General features: G+C 50.0%; 15 protein-coding genes. 3 read left to right on the top strand and 12 right to left on the bottom strand.

Translation table 11 applies throughout. The features are described 5' to 3' along the window. Nucleotides 1-209: 209 nt before the first annotated feature. From thrC to DUW71_RS09570, 10 genes are all read right to left on the bottom strand, one after another. On the bottom strand, nt 210-1604 hold the full coding sequence (gene thrC, locus DUW71_RS09615) for a threonine synthase (protein WP_119395040.1): 1395 nt from the start codon (nt 1602-1604) through the stop codon (nt 210-212). Nucleotide 1605: 1 nt separating this feature from the next. Further along, entirely contained in the window at nt 1606-2904 is a 1299-nt protein-coding gene (locus DUW71_RS09610; protein ID WP_119395039.1) for a homoserine dehydrogenase, read from the bottom strand. A gap of 203 nt (nt 2905-3107) precedes the next feature. Continuing rightward, the gene (locus DUW71_RS09605; protein WP_158583960.1) at nt 3108-3626 is read right to left on the bottom strand and encodes an Lcl C-terminal domain-containing protein; all 519 of its coding nucleotides are present in this window, start codon (nt 3624-3626) and stop codon (nt 3108-3110) included. A gap of 2 nt (nt 3627-3628) precedes the next feature. Next, complete coding sequence (locus DUW71_RS09600) at nt 3629-4675, bottom strand: Lcl C-terminal domain-containing protein (protein WP_119395037.1); 1047 nt, start codon at nt 4673-4675, stop codon at nt 3629-3631. Nucleotides 4676-4947: 272 nt separating this feature from the next. Further along, a complete protein-coding gene (rplS, locus tag DUW71_RS09595; RefSeq protein ID WP_119395036.1) occupies nt 4948-5316 on the bottom strand; it encodes a 50S ribosomal protein L19 in 369 nt (122 codons plus the stop codon). Next, nucleotides 5317-6075: a tRNA (guanosine(37)-N1)-methyltransferase TrmD gene (gene trmD / locus DUW71_RS09590; RefSeq protein ID WP_119395035.1), complete on the bottom strand. Its 759-nt coding sequence runs from the start codon at nt 6073-6075 to the stop codon at nt 5317-5319. Between the two features lie 2 nt (nt 6076-6077). Next, a complete protein-coding gene (gene rimM, locus DUW71_RS09585; protein ID WP_119395034.1) occupies nt 6078-6611 on the bottom strand; it encodes a ribosome maturation factor RimM in 534 nt (177 codons plus the stop codon). Nucleotides 6612-6629: 18 nt separating this feature from the next. Continuing rightward, the gene (gene rpsP / locus DUW71_RS09580; protein WP_119395033.1) at nt 6630-6881 is read right to left on the bottom strand and encodes a 30S ribosomal protein S16; all 252 of its coding nucleotides are present in this window, start codon (nt 6879-6881) and stop codon (nt 6630-6632) included. A 406-nt stretch (nt 6882-7287) separates the two neighbouring features. Beyond that, nucleotides 7288-8886 carry an L-lactate permease gene (locus DUW71_RS09575; protein WP_119395032.1) on the bottom strand — a complete coding sequence of 533 codons (1599 nt, stop codon included), beginning with the start codon at nt 8884-8886 and terminating at the stop codon, nt 7288-7290. Between the two features lie 15 nt (nt 8887-8901). Beyond that, nucleotides 8902-9885, bottom strand: a complete 984-nt coding sequence (locus DUW71_RS09570) for a GlxA family transcriptional regulator (RefSeq protein WP_119395031.1) — start codon at nt 9883-9885, stop codon at nt 8902-8904. A 93-nt stretch (nt 9886-9978) separates the two neighbouring features. Here DUW71_RS09570 and DUW71_RS09565 point away from each other — a divergent pair, with 93 nt between their 5' ends. Then, complete coding sequence (locus DUW71_RS09565) at nt 9979-11829, top strand: beta-ketoacyl synthase (RefSeq protein ID WP_119395030.1); 1851 nt, start codon at nt 9979-9981, stop codon at nt 11827-11829. Here DUW71_RS09565 and DUW71_RS09560 read toward each other — a convergent pair. Continuing rightward, on the bottom strand, nt 11820-13721 hold the full coding sequence (locus DUW71_RS09560) for a mechanosensitive ion channel family protein (RefSeq protein ID WP_119395029.1): 1902 nt from the start codon (nt 13719-13721) through the stop codon (nt 11820-11822). The genes DUW71_RS09565 and DUW71_RS09560 overlap by 10 nt on opposite strands. 84 nt (nt 13722-13805) lie before the next feature. Between DUW71_RS09560 and trmH the strand changes: the two genes are divergently transcribed. Next, nucleotides 13806-14492, top strand: coding sequence for a tRNA (guanosine(18)-2'-O)-methyltransferase TrmH (gene trmH, locus DUW71_RS09555; RefSeq protein WP_119395028.1), 687 nt, complete (start codon nt 13806-13808; stop codon nt 14490-14492). A gap of 23 nt (nt 14493-14515) precedes the next feature. After that, complete coding sequence (locus DUW71_RS09550) at nt 14516-15613, top strand: cation diffusion facilitator family transporter (RefSeq protein WP_119395027.1); 1098 nt, start codon at nt 14516-14518, stop codon at nt 15611-15613. Here the strand turns inward: DUW71_RS09550 and DUW71_RS09545 are convergent. Next, nucleotides 15610-16017, bottom strand: coding sequence for a DUF2914 domain-containing protein (locus DUW71_RS09545; protein WP_119395026.1), 408 nt, complete (start codon nt 16015-16017; stop codon nt 15610-15612). The two genes, DUW71_RS09550 and DUW71_RS09545, sit on opposite strands and share 4 nt — an antisense overlap.

The following is a 16017-nucleotide window of genomic DNA, read 5'->3' as shown; positions in this document are numbered from 1 at the left end:
GGGGATCCAGCTGGTAGTCTGTCCAACAACTAGATTCCCGCCTTCGCGGGAATGACTCAACCCCGTCACACCCGAGTGGTCTTATCGGGTGTCTAGTTTGAAGGGTTTAATATAGCAAATAGATTCCCGCCTTCGCGGGAATGACCAACACAATTAAAAAAGCCCACCAGAGGTGGGCTCACTGAGAGAGAGTCAGTGTTTGGTTGTTATCAGCCAAATACGTGGTCAGCAATGAAGCTTTGCACGGTTGTGAGTTCGGCTGGTAGCACTGTGTAGCGCTCGTCGCGTTCGAACAAGTCGGCTAGGTGGTGTGGCAACTCAGGTGATGCCAAACCAGCTTTTTCTATGGCTGGGGCAAATTTCACTGGGTGTGCGGTACCTAGCGTAATCATAGGAACGTCTTTGTTCCAGCGCGTGGTGCGCGCGGCATGTACGCCAATAGCCGTATGCGGGTCGAGCAAGTAGCCGGTGTCGTTAAACACATCGCTAATTACTTTTGATGTCACTTCATCGTCTGCCGCTGCCGAGCTATATAGTTCGCGTGCTTTAGCTAGCTTATCAGCGTCGAGTTCAACGGTTTCATTGTTCATACGCTGCATTAGGTCAGCCAGCACGTTGCCATCGCGGTCGTATAGGTCGAACAACATACGCTCAAAGTTACTTGATACCACAATGTCCATACTTGGCGACAAAGTGTGCTCAAGGGCTTCTTTTTTGTAGATACCAGTCGAGATTAAGCGGTGCAGAATGTCATTGCGGTTGGTAGCAATCACCAGCTGGTCGATTGGTAAGCCCATGCGCTTGGCTAGGTAGCCTGCGAAAATGTCACCAAAGTTACCGGTTGGCACCGAGTAAGACATCTTACGGTCTGGCCCGCCTAGGTTTAGGCTAGCGTAGAAGTAGTAAACAATCTGCGCCATGATGCGCGCCCAGTTGATCGAGTTAACGGCCACTAGGCGGCGCTCGCCGCGCAAGAAGCCTTGATCACCGAACGACGCTTTCACCATTGCCTGAGCGTCATCGAAGTTGCCTTCGATGGCAATGTTGTAGATGTTGTCACCTTCAATGGTGGTCATCTGGCGGCGCTGTACTTCACTTACCCGGTTGTGCGGGTGCAAGATGAAGATATCAATGTTGTTACAACGCTTACAGCCTTCAATCGCTGCCGAGCCGGTATCACCAGAGGTGGCACCCATAATCACTACACGCTCTTGGCGCTTTTCCAATACGTGGTCAAGTAAACGGCCCAATAGCTGCAGTGCAAAGTCTTTAAACGCTAGTGTTGGGCCGTGGAATAGCTCCAATACATATTCGTTATGGTCAATTTGCGTTACCGGTGCAACCGCTTTGTGGGCAAACGAGCCATAGGTATCATCGATAATGGCTTTTAGGTCGGCATCGGCAATGCATCCACCAACAAATGGCTGCACAATTTTGAATGCTAGCTCGTTGTATGGCAGTTCACGCATCGCGCGAATTTCGTCTAACGAGAATTGCGGCAGCGTTTCTGGCACGTACAAACCACCGTCACTGGCTAAGCCAGTGAGCAACACGTCTTCAAAGTTTAGGGTTGGCGCTTGGCCACGAGTACTGATGTATTTCATATTAACCTTCCAGCAACTCCACACGGATGCGCGTAACGCCTTCCATCACTTGTGGCATGTCGCCTAGTTGCGCCAAAGCGCTGTTCAAGCGTTTTTCTTTGACTGCCTTCGTCAGCATTACCAAGGTCACCATGTTGTGGCCTTCTTTTGGTTCTTTCTGAATGATGGCTTCGATGTTAATTTCATTATCACGCATAATTTGCGCAACCGCTGCCATGGTGCCTACTTGGTCGGCAACATTCATGCGCAAGTAGTAGGCGCTTTCAACTTCTTCAATATCCAACACGCGCACGGTTTCGTCTGGTTCAGCTACGCCTAGTGGTGGCACGCTAAAGCCCGAATCAATTTGGCGAGCGATATCAATGATGTCGGCAATTACCGCCGAGGCAGTTGGTTCAGAACCAGCACCTGGGCCGTAGTACATGGTTGGGCCTACGGCATCGCCTTGTACTTGTACGGCATTTAACACGCCGTTAACATTTGCCAACAAGCGTTTGTTTGGTATGAGTGTTGGGTGTACGCGCATTTCAACACCTTCTTCGGCGCGGCGCGCTACACCTAGGTGCTTAATGGCATAACCCAGCTCGTCAGCAAACTGCACATCTTCTTGCGAAATTTGCGAGATGCCTTCGGTGTATACTTTTTTAAAGTGCAACGGAATGCCAAATGCAATCGACGCTAGAATCGTTAGCTTATGTGCCGCATCAATGCCTTCTACGTCGAATGTTGGGTCTGCTTCGGCATAGCCAAGGGCCTGCGCTTCGGCGAGCACATCATTAAACGCACGGCCTTTTTCGGCCATTTCGGTCATGATGAAGTTGCCGGTACCATTGATGATACCTGCCAAGCTTTCTACTTGGTTTGCCGTTAGGCCTTCACGCAATGCTTTAATGATTGGAATGCCACCGGCAACGCCTGCTTCAAACGCGATAGTCACGCCTTTTTCTTTTGCTAGTGCAAATAGCTCGTTGCCGTGCACGGCAATCAAGGCTTTGTTTGCTGTTACCACGTGCTTGCCGTTGCTCACAGCTTCTTTAACCAGCTCAAATGCTGCGTCGTAGCCGCCAATTAGCTCTACCACAATATCCACATCGTCAGCGCGCGCGATGTCCATAATATCATTGGTAAGCTCAACACCGGTTAGGTCACAAGCTGGATTGGCTTGGCGCGCTGCTACGCGGGTAATTCGTACATCGCGTCCAACGCGCTGACGAATGGTGTCAGCATTGCGCTTAAGTACATTAAAAGTACCACCGCCGACAGTACCAAGACCGCATATTCCTACATTAACCGGATTCAATTTGACGTCCTCTTTTCGTGCTGTATGAGCTGAATGAATTCAGCGATTAAAACCAGCGGAACGATAAGGGCTAGAGAGCAAAGTGTCAATTACACAAAACACTTTGTTTGCTAAAAAAGGTTATATTGAGGGCTAGACAATGATTTTCGCCGATGATGCATACAAAAATGCCGGCAATCGCCGGCATTTTTTTCTGTCGAAGCTTAGTTTGCATCGCGCACTAAACGAACGAAAATCTCGGTATCACCGGGCTGTTTTTTAACAGAGCGTAGCTCGCCAAAGTAATACTCTAGCGCGAGCACTTGGTCTGCATTTAATACATCTGGCGTAGACGACCAGTAATCTCTGGCCTCTGCTGACCGTATCACTTGTGAGTTCACGGCAGGGTTAACGCAAGCTTGCTCTACAATCGACTCGAGCTCTTTAATATTTGGCAGTCGCCAATCAGAAAAGCCTGCAAAAGCGCTCGACTGAGCAACCTCGAGCGCGCTTTTCCATGTATGAGCTTGCGCTTGCCCTGAACAGCTGCCATCTGCAAAGCTTTGCCCTTCAGAGCACGCCTGCCACATCAGTCCAGTTGTAGAGTCTGTAACCGTTCCGTCAAGGTTGTCAACGAACTCTGCGGTTGGAGTAGTAGCAGTGATACTATCAAAAAAACATTTTTGCTCTGCCGATACAGTGGCACCAATAAGAACAGACATCGCTATTACTATTTTTTTCATCATTACTCTCCAAACCCATCACTAACAAGGCGAACACGATGCTTCCCTATCTGATTTGGGTCTTCATTGTTGCGCCATGATTTAACCAAAAGCCCGGTCTCAAAATCGACCGTGTAACCGATGAAACTGTTGTAGCCAATGGCTTCTACCGTGTTATCTAGTGTGATTGCTGGAGAGCTAACCCAATACTGATCAGGTCGAGTTCCTGGAAAGAATTTCATATCAATTGCGGCATTTCTAAGGCCATCCGGTGAGTCGTTGAACCCATAGTCAACCAAGCCCAATAGCTCTGTACGCGTCGGTAAGCGCCAATTTGTAAGGCCACAAAGTTGCGACTCGTTGATTTTATTTATGAAGTCTTCGGTATCACAGCGCTCTAACGGCGAGAACTCACTGTCGTTACAAATACCTTCACCCTGCCTACCACCATTAACTCCATTGCCATCTGCACTAGAGGAACTAGAAAACCAAGAGAATGTGAACTCTGGGAAACTAGGACTGGTAATGGACGTATCATCCTTCACTTCCCAGATTAGTCCCGATACCTCGTCACGAACACAGCCCCAAGATGACGAGTTTTGGGCAAGGTCGCCACCACCATCTGCAGCTAACTTGGTAAATGAAAATCCTGCAGTACCGTCTGTGTCATCAAAGTTGGTTGAATCTCGACCGACTCGACCATCCTGACCCTGTGGGATTGGGTCGCCACCCTCATCATAGTAATAAATGCAGTCTTCATTATTTGTATAACTAATACCCGATCCTTGACGACCGGTAGACTGCAAACTCGCAACATCCCCACATTTCAACATGCCGGTATCGTTGAGCACTGTCTCAGAGTTTGCCCTCGGAGAAGGAATCGGCGTTGGCGGCAAAGTTGCCCTTGGAGTCGGAGTAGGGGTTGGAGTAGCAATAGGTGTTGCTGTGACTACCGGGGTAGGATCAGCTGGTTGTGGCGCTTGTTCGCCGCCCCCGCCAGAGCTATTACAGCCTGCTAGCACAATACCGGCTAACAGCAGTGGTGTGGCTTTAATAATTGTTTTGGCCATCACGTACCTCAAATTTGGTATTTAAACGTGGCACAACTAAACCAAAAGTCAGGATTAAAAACCAGCCCTACCCCTCATTTTTTACCGAACAATGATAGAATTATGAAATTTAAACGGTAGATTTGTGACCGAATCCAAGGTAGTAAAATATCGATTTGACAAGTTTGATGGGGTTGATTGGCATCAATCAATGTTTCCCAAACCTTCGGTTTGTAAAACCTACGCATAAAAAAACCCAGCCAATGGCTGGGTTTTTTTTGAGATAACAATGCTTAGTTAGACTTAGCAGTGATTTTCTCTTTGATACGTGCAGATTTACCTGAACGCTCACGTAGGTAGTAAAGTTTCGCTTGGCGAACGTCACCACGACGCTTCACTTCAATTTCAGCTACTTGTGGGCTGTACGTTTGGAATGTACGCTCAACGCCAACGCCGCTTGAAATTTTACGAACAGTGAAAGCAGAGTTCAGACCACGGTTGCGCTTACCAATTACTACGCCTTCGTATGCCTGAAGACGCTCACGCGTGCCTTCTACTACTTTAACTTGTACTACTACGGTGTCACCTGGTGCAAACTCAGGGACTTCTTTTGTCATTTGTTCAGCTTCTAGCTGCTGAATCAGTGGTGTTTTGTTGCTCATTTAAAGCTCCTCAGAATCTTCGCTCGGCCCAGACTCCCGTAGCGTTTTTAAAAACGCTCGCTGTTTTTTGTCTAATTCGACATCTTTTAACAGCTCTGGGCGTCTTAGCCATGTTCTTGCTAATGCCTGTTGGTTTCGCCAATTCTCGATAGCTGCGTGATTGCCACTGCGGAGTACATCTGGAACGGACATGCCGTCAATCTCTACAGGCCGCGTATAGTGCGGACAATCTAATAAACCATTGGTAAATGAGTCTTCTACAGCAGAGCGGTCGTGATTTAACACACCTGGCAACAATCGAATGATGGCATCCATCATGGTCATTGCTGCAAGCTCTCCACCGCTGAGTACGAAGTCGCCTAACGACCACTCCTCATCAACGTGCGCTTCAACAATGCGCTCGTCTACACCCTCGTAGCGACCACATAAGAAAATTAAATTCTCTTCGCTGGTCAATGCTGTTGCCGCCTGCTGGTTAAACACCTTGCCCTGCGGTGATAGGTATATCACTTTTGCAGCGCCCGGCGCTCGGCGTTTGGCTTCATTAATGGCAGCCACCACTGGTTCATACTTCATTAGCATGCCAGGGCCGCCACCAAACGGTCGATCGTCCACAGTTTTGTGCACGTCGTGGGTAAAGTCTCTTGGGTTAATGGTGTCTACCACCACTTTGCCCTGCTCTACCGCTCTGCGGCTTACGCCACAGTCCGTTAATGCTTGCAGCATTTCTGGGAAAATTGTTACTACGCCAATCCACATGGCTAGAACTCTGGATCCCAGTCTACAACGATGCGTTGCTCAGCAATGTCGACCGACTTCACATACACGTCTTCCACAAATGGAATGAGGCGCTGCTCGCGATCAACACTGTCGGTATCCCCATCAACGATCATTACGTCATGGGCACTACCGGCACTCATCATTTCTTTTACTGTTCCAAGGCGCACGCCGTCTTGATTTATTACAACCAAGCCTACGAGCTGGAACCAATAAAATTCACCGTTTTCAAGGTTGGGCAGGTCCTGTTTTGCAACTAGGATTTCGCTGCCGCAGATTGCCTCTGCTGCGTTGCGATCTTCACAGCCAACTAGCTGTGCCACCATGCCTTTACCATGACTACGGCCACGATTTACTTCGACAGGCTTAACTTTTCCGTCACGGCGTAGAAACCATTTGCCGTAATCCAGAATTCGATCCATTGGGTCGGTGTAGCTATACACTTTTACCCACCCTTTAATGCCGTAGGCACCATTAATTTTGCCTAAGACAACAAACTCTGTTGCGGAATCAGCCATCGCGCAATCTCCTGGCGATTAGGCCTGAGCCTTGCGATATTCCTTAACTAGCTGCGCAACACGATCAGTAGGCTGCGCACCTTTGCTTACCCAGTAGTCGACGCGTTCAAGGTCGATACGTACCGACTCTTCTTGGCCACGCGCTACAGGGTTAAAGAAACCAACACGTTCGATGAAACGGCCGTCGCGCGCATTGCGCTTGTCAGCCACTGATAAATGATAAAATGGGCGTTTCTTAGAACCGCCACGGGCTAGGCGAATTACAACCATCCGCGTCCTCCTCATTGGGTAAGCTTTGAAATCACTTACCGTTTGACTTACATAAACTAACGTTTATGACCATCGTTTAAGTACGCCCAAGTGCTAAACACTTAGGCACGAAGCCGCGGTATTATAGTGATTTCCACGGCAATAGCAAGGTTGATGGCCTTACTGATTTGGACTGCAAGGGGCAGGCACGAGCCAATGCGTCCGAGCGATGGCTACCAGCCAGCACATCCATGTGCTGTCGCAAAACTTTTAAACGCAACTTATGCGTTTAATGCTGTGCAGCAGTTTTTGCCCTTGTAAGCTCGACACTCGCATCCATGCGAGTGACGGTCTCGAAATAAACACCCCAAGCACCGCTTAACTTAGTAGCAACTAGCAAAGGCTAGCACCAGATAACCAAAGCCGATTACATCGCCATGCGCAGCATCACTTGCAGGCCAGCGAGTAAACCTAGAATAATCATTGGAATGGCTGCCATGCGAATCACAGCGCCTTCTTTGCCGGATAAGCCAACAACTGAGCAGGCGGCAACAACGTTGACCACGCAGATCATATTGCCAGCACCGGCACCTAGTAGTTGCAGCGCCATGATCGATGCTTGATCCATACCAAGCTGGTTGGCCACTTCGTACTGGAAGGTGGCAAACATCATGACCGAGAAGGTGGCACTGCCCGATACAAATGAGCCTAAAGCGCCAATAAATGGTGCAACTAACGGCCATTGGTCGGCAAAAGTTGCCACCATTACTTGTGCTAGTTCAATGGGCATGGCAGCCAGCTCGGCGCCGTTGGCATCTGAGTGAATAAAGATTCGCACCAATGGCACGGCGGCCAACAAGGTGATTACGGTTGGAATGAGCGTCACCGCGGTTTGTTTGGTGGCACCCACCACTTCTTTGGCTGGCAAACGCCATAGTATGGCGCCAGCTAGGGCGACCACAAAAAGAATAAAACCAGGCAAGTAAAGCGGCTGTAGCGAAGCGCTGATTTCCGTAGCTAGAATATTGTTGAAGTTTAATTCAACGGCTTGCAGCAGGCCTTTTAAACCAAGTTCTGGTAAACGCGTTGCAATCAGCAGCAGGGCCACGGCTAAGTACGGTAACCAAGCTTGCCAAATTGGCATGCGTTCGCGGCGACCATCGTTAAGTTCAACGACTGGGTCGTTAGCAAAACGCCAAACATCTTTTGGTAGCAACCATCCATTTTTGGCAAACAGCACCACGATGGCCAAACCAACTAAGCCACCAATAATACTTGGGAACTCAGGGCCCAAGGTGTGTGCCACAATCCAAGCTGGAATGGTAAAGCTAAAGCCTGCTAGCAAGGCAAAAGGTAGCACTTGCAACGCTGGTTTAAACGATCTCTGCTCGCCAAAAAAGCGGGTGAGTAGCATCACCATAATAAAGGGAATAAAGCTGCCCACTAACAGGTCTATGCTCGCGGTTTGCTGGGTTACCTGAGTGATAAACTCTGGTGTCGCGGCATCGGGCAAACCTTGTTTAACCCCCACCACAATCGGCGTGCCAATGGCGCCAAACGACACTGGGCTTGAGTCGGCAATCAGTGCCAGCACAATGGCCGCCAAAGGCGGAAACCCAAGTGCCACTAATAGCGGTGCGGCAATAGCAGCCGGTGTACCAAAGCCAGACGCACCTTCCATAAAGGCAACAAACAGCCAGCCAATGATCATGGCCTGCACTCGCCGGTCTGGGTTAATGCCAGTGAAGCCGACGCGAATCCGATCAATGGCTCCAGTGGCGGTCATAATATTGAGCAGGAAGATGGCGCCAAACACAATAATTAGGATTTGTGCAGCAATCACCCAGCCCTGCAGCACAGCAGCTGAAATTTGCACCACTGGCATTTGCCAGAAGAACCATGCCATTGCAGCCACTACCAATGCCGATACCGGCATGGCTTTTGATGCCGGCCAGCGCAAAATAACTAGAAATAAAAGAACCGACAAAACCGGCATCAATGCCGTGAGTGCCTGCATAATGGTCATGACCACTCCTTAACTTTACAACCCTGGCGAAAAAAGCTTCGCCCTTACAATGGTGCGGTATTCTATAGGTGTAACGTCTGAATGACGATGAAAAACACGAGAAAAATAGCTTTGATCTTGAAATCCCACTTGCTCGGCTATCTCACCCAGCGTTAGATTGGTTTCGCGCAATAACGCCTTGGCAGCCATAATGCGCTCACCGGTTAACCATTGATTTAAACTTAACCCTGTGGCGGCTCGAAATCGGCGGGTAAAACTTCGCACCGGCAGGCCTGCTACTTTGGCCATTTCTTCTTGCGTCACTCGCCGGTGTAAGTGCCGACTGGCCCAGGCTTGCGCGCTGGCAATCGCCTCATCCTGATGCAGGCGGCCATCTTGGCGCAGAATAGACAGGTCGGATCTGGAAATCTCGTGGGCGTAGTGCTGTTCAATAATTCGGCCGATGCGTTGACCAAACCAGCGATGGACAAAGTGCACAATGAGGTCCGACAACGCGTTAATTGACCCTGTGCAAAACAACCCGTCTTCTTCGGTAATAAAGGCTTGTCGCTGCAGTTTCACTTGTGGGTACAAGTCGGCAAAACGTTCAAAGTAGTACCAATGTGTGGTGGCAATGCGGTCATCCAACAAACCTGCTGCTGCAAGCCAACTGACACCCGTGCCGGTGGCAATAATTTCGCTACCTTGCTGATGCCACAACTGCAGCTGCTGTAAAAATTGGGGGCTTTGTTTTAGCACCGGCAGCGGGTTGCCCCACATAGGGGGTAAAAATACCTGATCATAGCGCTCGCTGGGCTCTAAGACGGGCGCCTGAATGGGCAGCCCACCTACTACCTCTACCTGTGGCGATAACTGCTTAACGGTAATATCGAGCCCCTGATGTTTGCGCGCCAAACGTGGCTGTGCTTGCTGGGCACTCGCGAGCATTTCACATGCCAGCGATACCGCTGTCACCAATGCTCGGTCGTAGAGTAAAAACAATATTTTCTGACGACCCATTTATCAACCCTGTTGGCCTATTTTTCATAACCGCTACAGCATGGCCTATTTTAAACTGAATGTCATAGTTAAACGTCACACTTGGGAGTTAGTATGGCAAAGTTACCGGTTATTGTTTCGTTTGGCGGCATAAACGCCGCAGGCCGCAGCTCTTTTCATCACAGTTATAAGCGCATGGTGCACGAAAAGTTAAGTGCTGCCACCATGGCTAACACTTGGCAAGACCTTGCCAATAAAATGCAAATCAAACACGACGGCGCGCTGAGCGGGAAAGTTGTTGAGCAAATTTTGGCTGGCACTCTCGTGCGCAAAATTGAGCCAGCTTGTTTTGACTACCAGCGCGTGCCTTATCAGCATCGTGCGCCGCTGAAAGTAGGCGATGAGCGTATTACATTCGCCCTGAGCAAACGCAAGCTGCCCAACCAAATTCCCGATGCTTGGCAAGTAGAAGAAATTGATAACCGCACGGTTCGCATTACCACGTCTGGCGAGTTAGATGTATTACTGCCCGATACCTACCAGTTTCCGGTATCCAGTGCTGGTCAAATTCCCGCCGGTTTCGACCCAGGCAGCTTATACAACAGCCGCTTTCATCCGCGTGGGTTGAAACTTACGGTATATGGCGCATCCGATGCTTTAAATGCGATGGGGATCGACTGGGCTGACGTGCTAAACCACATTAAACCAGATGAAGTGTCTGTTTATGCTGGCTCAGCACTGGCACAAGTGGATGACGACAGCCTAGGTGGTTTGATTTCTGCGCCCTATAAAGGTGGCCGTGCTAGCACCAAAATGATGGCACTGTCGTTGGCTGAAATGCCAGCAGATTTTATTAATAGCTATTTAATTAACTCAGTGGGTGCCACAGGTACCAACATGGGGGCCTGTGCGTCTTTCTTGTACAACCTGCGCCAAGGTCTGCATGACATCAAAGCAGGTCGCGCGCGCGTAGCCATTATTGGCAACGCTGAGGCGCCAGTGGTGGCGGAAGTCATGGAAGGGTTTCGAGTCATGGGGGCACTCGCCCAAGACGATGAGCTGAACAACATTGATGGCACAACCGAGCCAAACAATCGTCGAGCTTGTCGACCATTCTCGGAAAATTGTGGTTTCACTATGGCCGAGTCGGCCCAGTTTGTTGTGTTAATGGATGACGAGCTCGCGTTAGCGCTGGGTGCCAACATTCATGGTTCAGTGCCGGATGTATTCATTAATGCCGATGCCAATAAGAAGTCAATCTCGGCACCCGGTGTTGGCAACTGGGTGACCATGGCAAAAGCGACGGCACTGGCCGAGGCGATTCTTGGGCGCGACGCGCTAAACGATACCTTTGTGCAAGCACATGGTACTGGCACACCGCAGAACCGAGTAACGGAATCTTCCATTCTTAATGAAGTGGCGAAGCATTTTGGCATTCAAAGCTGGCCGGTTGCGGCGGTGAAATCTTACGTTGGCCACTCTATGGGGGCGGCAGCTGGGGATCAGTTAGTGGCAAGCTTAGGGGTTTGGCAATACGGCCTTATCCCTGGCATTAAAACCATTGATCACATCGCAAGCGATGTACACCAAAGCCACTTAAACATTTTGCAAGACCACCTTGAGGTGGGCGATCGCATGCAAGCTTGCATTCTCAACTCCAAGGGCTTTGGTGGCAATAATGCTTCGGCACTGGTGCTGTCACCTGCCAAAACTAAAACCTTGCTGCAAAACAAGCACGGCGAAGCGGCGATGCAAGCTTGGCTGCAAAACAATGAGAGCGTTGCAGCCAAAGCTGCGGCTTACGACAGCGCTGAATGCGCGGGTGAGGCGCAAGTCATCTACCAGTTCGGTGAGTCGGTGATGGATGATGAGCATATTGAGCTAACCAAGGATTCTCTCAAGCTCAGCGAGTTCACTCGCAGCGTATCACTCACCATCGACCCAGATTTAGAAGGTTATTTGTAACCTGCTTTTTCCAGCAGCTGGATGTCGCGGCGAGGTACTGGCAAAGTTAGGCCCGCCGCGGTTAAGGCGCTTTCCACCTCCCACAGGTAAAGCGCTGAGATGCCATGCGTTAATGGCATATTGCGCACATCAATCCACACGATGAGTTCAAAATCTAGGCCACTCTCACCTAAATTGACCAACCACACGTCAGGTGAGCGCTCTGTGGTTTTCACGGTATAGGGCACTGTCTCTGCTGCCGCAACCACAACCTCACGAACCAATTCTTTATCTGTGCCGTAGGCCACGCTGAACTTTATATGCAAGCGCCGCTGCGGGTCGTCGAAGGTAAAGTTGGTGACCCGCCCATTAACAAATTCGCTATTCGGCACCAGCACGTCGATATTATCGGGCGTGGTCACCTGAGTCGAGCGCACGTTAATGGCTTTTACTTTGCCCATCACACCCGACTCTAACTCGATCAAATCACCCACTTTCACAGGCCGCTCAAATAGCAAAATCAGCCCAGAGACAAAATTGGAAAATATCGACTGCAAACCAAAACCAATCCCCACCGACAAGGCACCAGCCACTAAGGCAAACTTGGTTAAATCAATGCCAAGTACCGATAAGGATAAAAACACCGCGGCGGTCATTAAGGCATAAAACAGTAACCGATCTACAGTAAACACCGACGACTCGGTAAACGACTGTGACCGCTGCGCCATACGGTGCAACCCACGTTTGGCGGCGCGGTGTAATAACCAAGCAGCGGCAAGCATAGTAAGCAACCATAACAAGCCGCCAACGGTGAGTGGCTTAGCCCCTATTTTTATTAACTCAAAGCCAAAAAATGCAGCAAGTAGGTCTTTAACTCCCTGCCAGGATAGCTGGCTTGCTGCCATTAGTTCGCCAACTTGGCGCTCGGCAAGGGTTTGAAACTGCACGGGGTAATGCTTGATTAAAAACTCATTCAAGCGCGCCGCTTGTTCTTGCTCGCTCAATACGCGCCGGGCAGAAAGCAAGATGTTCATCACGGTTTCATCGCCAACATCACCATTGGCTTCAATGGCTTGTTGAATGACTGCTCTACGATCGTCTAGCTGCCCACGCTGTGTTTGCATGGTTTGGCGAAGCACAGTGAACTGTTCGTCGTCGGGTTGCTGGTAGAGGTCGATCAACTGGCGCTTGAGTTGTTGTTGCTGGCGGGCGCCATCGAGTAGTTGCTGGGCATTAATGCCAATAATGCTGACCAAGCCCATTAGATTACTGGGTGTCGACAGCACTGGCGCTTGTGCCTGTGCCCACTTAACTTCAGCCTCGCTTGGCGCAATGGTAAGCGCTTCACCAGCAAGCCAAGCGCTCAACTTTGCTTGCTCGTCTGCTAGTGTTTGCAGCGCATTACTCACCTGGGTTTGTTTGTCGCGTCGATAAATTAGCAGGCTGTTGTGCTTTAAATATTCGAGCTGAGCCACTGTCTCGGATACCGTGGAGCCTGCACTCGGCACGCTCAACACCTTGGTTTCGAGCGTTTGTATGCTCTCGTTTAGTAGCGTGAGTTCATTTTGTAAGCGTGTTTTTTGCACACTATATTGCTGCGAGCGTTGGAGCGTATTTTCTATATCGGCAATGTGGTAAACCTGCTTCAACTCAGGTGAAAATAGTTCAACTTCTAACTCCGGCAAGGGCGAGGATATCAGTGACAACAAGTTCTCGGCATCACCCAACAGGCCCTGTATTTCGGCGACTTCCGAGCGCTCGGCGATATTATTTAAGTGCTGATATAGCTCGTTCACCACAGCACTGCGCTCGGTAACGGGTAGCTCTGGCCACTGCTGGGCGAGTGGACGTATGAGTTGGGCACTATAAGCAAACGAACTCAGTGCGAGTAAAAAAACTAATAATGCTTTCATTGATACTCCTTTCTTGCAGCGCAATCATACTGCAACGACCGAAAAGCGGTATAATGCTGGTTTGTTGTCAAAGTTTTAGATGTCATGACTCGCGCACGATTTGAACGAATTAAAACCATGCTAGACCGCCGCCAAACCAGCTTGACGGTGATTGCAGACTACCTACATAAATCCCACAACATTGCCGCCATTGCTCGCAGCTGTGATGCGTTTGGCGTACATCGCTTTCATATTACCCGCGGTGAAACTCAGTTTCGCAAACGCCACCGTACAGCTGGCGGGTCGCTGCAGTGGCTAGACTTGCGCTTGCACGACAAAGTAGAAGACGCGATCGGCTTAGCCCAAGCTCAGGGCATGAAGGTTTATGCCGCGCATTTATCTGACCGAGCTGTTGACTACCGACAAGTGGATTACACAGTGCCATGTGCGATATTAATGGGGAATGAAAAAGACGGTGTACGGGGTGCAGCCATCGACATGGCAGATGAGCACATTGTGGTACCCATGGAAGGCATGGTGGAGTCGTTTAATGTATCGGTTGCTTGTGCGCTAATTCTTGGTGAAGCGCGCAATCAACGCACCGATGCCGGCATGTACGACGGCCCAAGACAAATTCCAGATGATGAGTACCACACACTATTGTTTCGCTGGATGCTGCCCAAAATGGCCAGATACTGCGATGACCGCGGCATTCCCTATCCTGAATTAGATGAAGATGGCGACATCCTCAATCCAAGTGAGTGGTACGCCAGCATTCGCCAACAAGAGTAGCCATAAGTGCTAAAGGAGTCGCAATGAGCACAGAACGTCAACGAGCGATAAAGCGCGTCACCTTGATCGGTGCCGTATTAGATGGCGCACTTGCCATTGCCAAAGTATTCGGCGGCCTGGCGTTTCAGTCGGCGGCGCTTATTGCTGATGGCATTCACTCTGCCTCGGATATTGTTACCGATATCTTTGTTTTGATGGTGAATAAGCATGCGGCGGCTTCGCCCGATGCTGGCCACCCTTATGGCCATGCTCGTTTTGAGACCATTGGCACTGCAGCCTTGGGGGCCGTGTTGGTGATTGTGGCTGCTGGGCTTGCCTGGGAAATCATCGCAGCGTTTATGACTGGCCTTAGCAGCCAGCTCAGTCCACTCGCCCTTGTCGTGGCGGCCATTTCGGTGGTAAGCAAAGAGTGGATTTTCCATTACACCATGCGTGTTGCGAAACAAACAGAGAGCAGTTTATTAGCGGCTAATGCCTGGCATAGCCGCTCGGATGCTTTGTCTTCGATCGTTGTATTTATCGGTTTATTGGGTGCACTAATGGGCGTTCACTGGCTGGAGCCAGCAGCGGCCATTGTGGTGGCCATTATGATTGGCCGCATGGGCATCGAACTAGTGATCAACGCGCTGCAAGAGCTAGCTGATAAGGGCTTAAGTGACCAACAGTATCGCGACGTTGAGTTAGCATTGAGCGGCGTGCAAGGTGTTGTGGGTACTCATCAGCTAAGAGCCCGATGGCATGCTGGCAAAGCCTTGCTGGATTTACATGTACAAGTAGATCCGCATCTTAGTGTATCTGAAGGGCATTTAATTGGTGATCGGGCATGCCAAGCCATTCGCGACAAGCTACCCCAAGCAGGCGATATCACTGTGCATATTGATTGTGAGCCGGACACCCTGACCAATGTAAACCTGGCTCTACCAAATCGTTTGCAGGTTGAGGACGCGGTACAGCAAGTTAACTGTTTAGCCGATTGGGATAACCTGCAGTTGCATTATTTGGCGGGTAAAGTAGAAGTTGATTTGTATTATAGCGGCGCTAATCAAGAGCGGACGGATGGTGCAAAAGCACTAGCTACCCAGCACGAATGGCTAAGGGTAGCTAGAGTATGGCACCGCTAGTTTGCTTCTGGGAATAGCTCGGCGTCGACATAGTCGAACGACCAGCTTCCTAGCACCTCATCGTTGTTGTCTAAATCAACAACGTCAACACGCCAAGGGCCATGCCAAATTGGCAGCATGGTTTTGTATGATTTCACCCGCCAGCGAGGCCCTGCTGGGTTAAATACCAGCTCGGCCATCAGCGTTTCTTCATAGTACCAACGGTGAGCGATTTGATGGCCAGCTGAGTCACGCAAGTCTGAAAAGAAAAAGACACGTTTGTGAGTGTCGCTAATTGGCGACACTAGCTCATCAATGGGCTCAAAGTTTTCTACGCCAGTGGTAAAGTTTGCCCGCCCAACATTTGGCTCGGCGAATACCAAGCCAGCTGTGAGCAGGGTTACCAGTGCGAAGAGTGCGCGCAT

It is taken from the genome of Salinibius halmophilus (assembly GCF_003577475.1).
GTDB lineage: Bacteria > Pseudomonadota > Gammaproteobacteria > Pseudomonadales > Natronospirillaceae > Salinibius > Salinibius halmophilus.
This window is presented reverse-complemented; position numbering and strand designations above follow the sequence as displayed.

What these genes read in the sequence shown, in the direction of transcription:
- thrC (WP_119395040.1), bottom strand. Translation starts at nt 1,604, where the DNA reads ATGAAATACATCAGTACTCGTGGCCAAGCGCCAACCCTAAACTTTGAA.
- DUW71_RS09605 (WP_158583960.1), bottom strand. Translation starts at nt 3,626, where the DNA reads ATGAAAAAAATAGTAATAGCGATGTCTGTTCTTATTGGTGCCACTGTA.
- DUW71_RS09600 (WP_119395037.1), bottom strand. Translation starts at nt 4,675, where the DNA reads ATGGCCAAAACAATTATTAAAGCCACACCACTGCTGTTAGCCGGTATT.
- rplS (WP_119395036.1), bottom strand. Translation starts at nt 5,316, where the DNA reads ATGAGCAACAAAACACCACTGATTCAGCAGCTAGAAGCTGAACAAATG.
- trmD (WP_119395035.1), bottom strand. Translation starts at nt 6,075, where the DNA reads ATGTGGATTGGCGTAGTAACAATTTTCCCAGAAATGCTGCAAGCATTA.
- rimM (WP_119395034.1), bottom strand. Translation starts at nt 6,611, where the DNA reads ATGGCTGATTCCGCAACAGAGTTTGTTGTCTTAGGCAAAATTAATGGT.
- rpsP (WP_119395033.1), bottom strand. Translation starts at nt 6,881, where the DNA reads ATGGTTGTAATTCGCCTAGCCCGTGGCGGTTCTAAGAAACGCCCATTT.
- DUW71_RS09575 (WP_119395032.1), bottom strand. Translation starts at nt 8,886, where the DNA reads ATGACCATTATGCAGGCACTCACGGCATTGATGCCGGTTTTGTCGGTT.
- DUW71_RS09570 (WP_119395031.1), bottom strand. Translation starts at nt 9,885, where the DNA reads ATGGGTCGTCAGAAAATATTGTTTTTACTCTACGACCGAGCATTGGTG.
- DUW71_RS09565 (WP_119395030.1), top strand. Translation starts at nt 9,979, where the DNA reads ATGGCAAAGTTACCGGTTATTGTTTCGTTTGGCGGCATAAACGCCGCA.
- DUW71_RS09560 (WP_119395029.1), bottom strand. Translation starts at nt 13,721, where the DNA reads ATGAAAGCATTATTAGTTTTTTTACTCGCACTGAGTTCGTTTGCTTAT.
- trmH (WP_119395028.1), top strand. Translation starts at nt 13,806, where the DNA reads ATGACTCGCGCACGATTTGAACGAATTAAAACCATGCTAGACCGCCGC.
- DUW71_RS09550 (WP_119395027.1), top strand. Translation starts at nt 14,516, where the DNA reads ATGAGCACAGAACGTCAACGAGCGATAAAGCGCGTCACCTTGATCGGT.
- DUW71_RS09545 (WP_119395026.1), bottom strand. Translation starts at nt 16,017, where the DNA reads ATGCGCGCACTCTTCGCACTGGTAACCCTGCTCACAGCTGGCTTGGTA.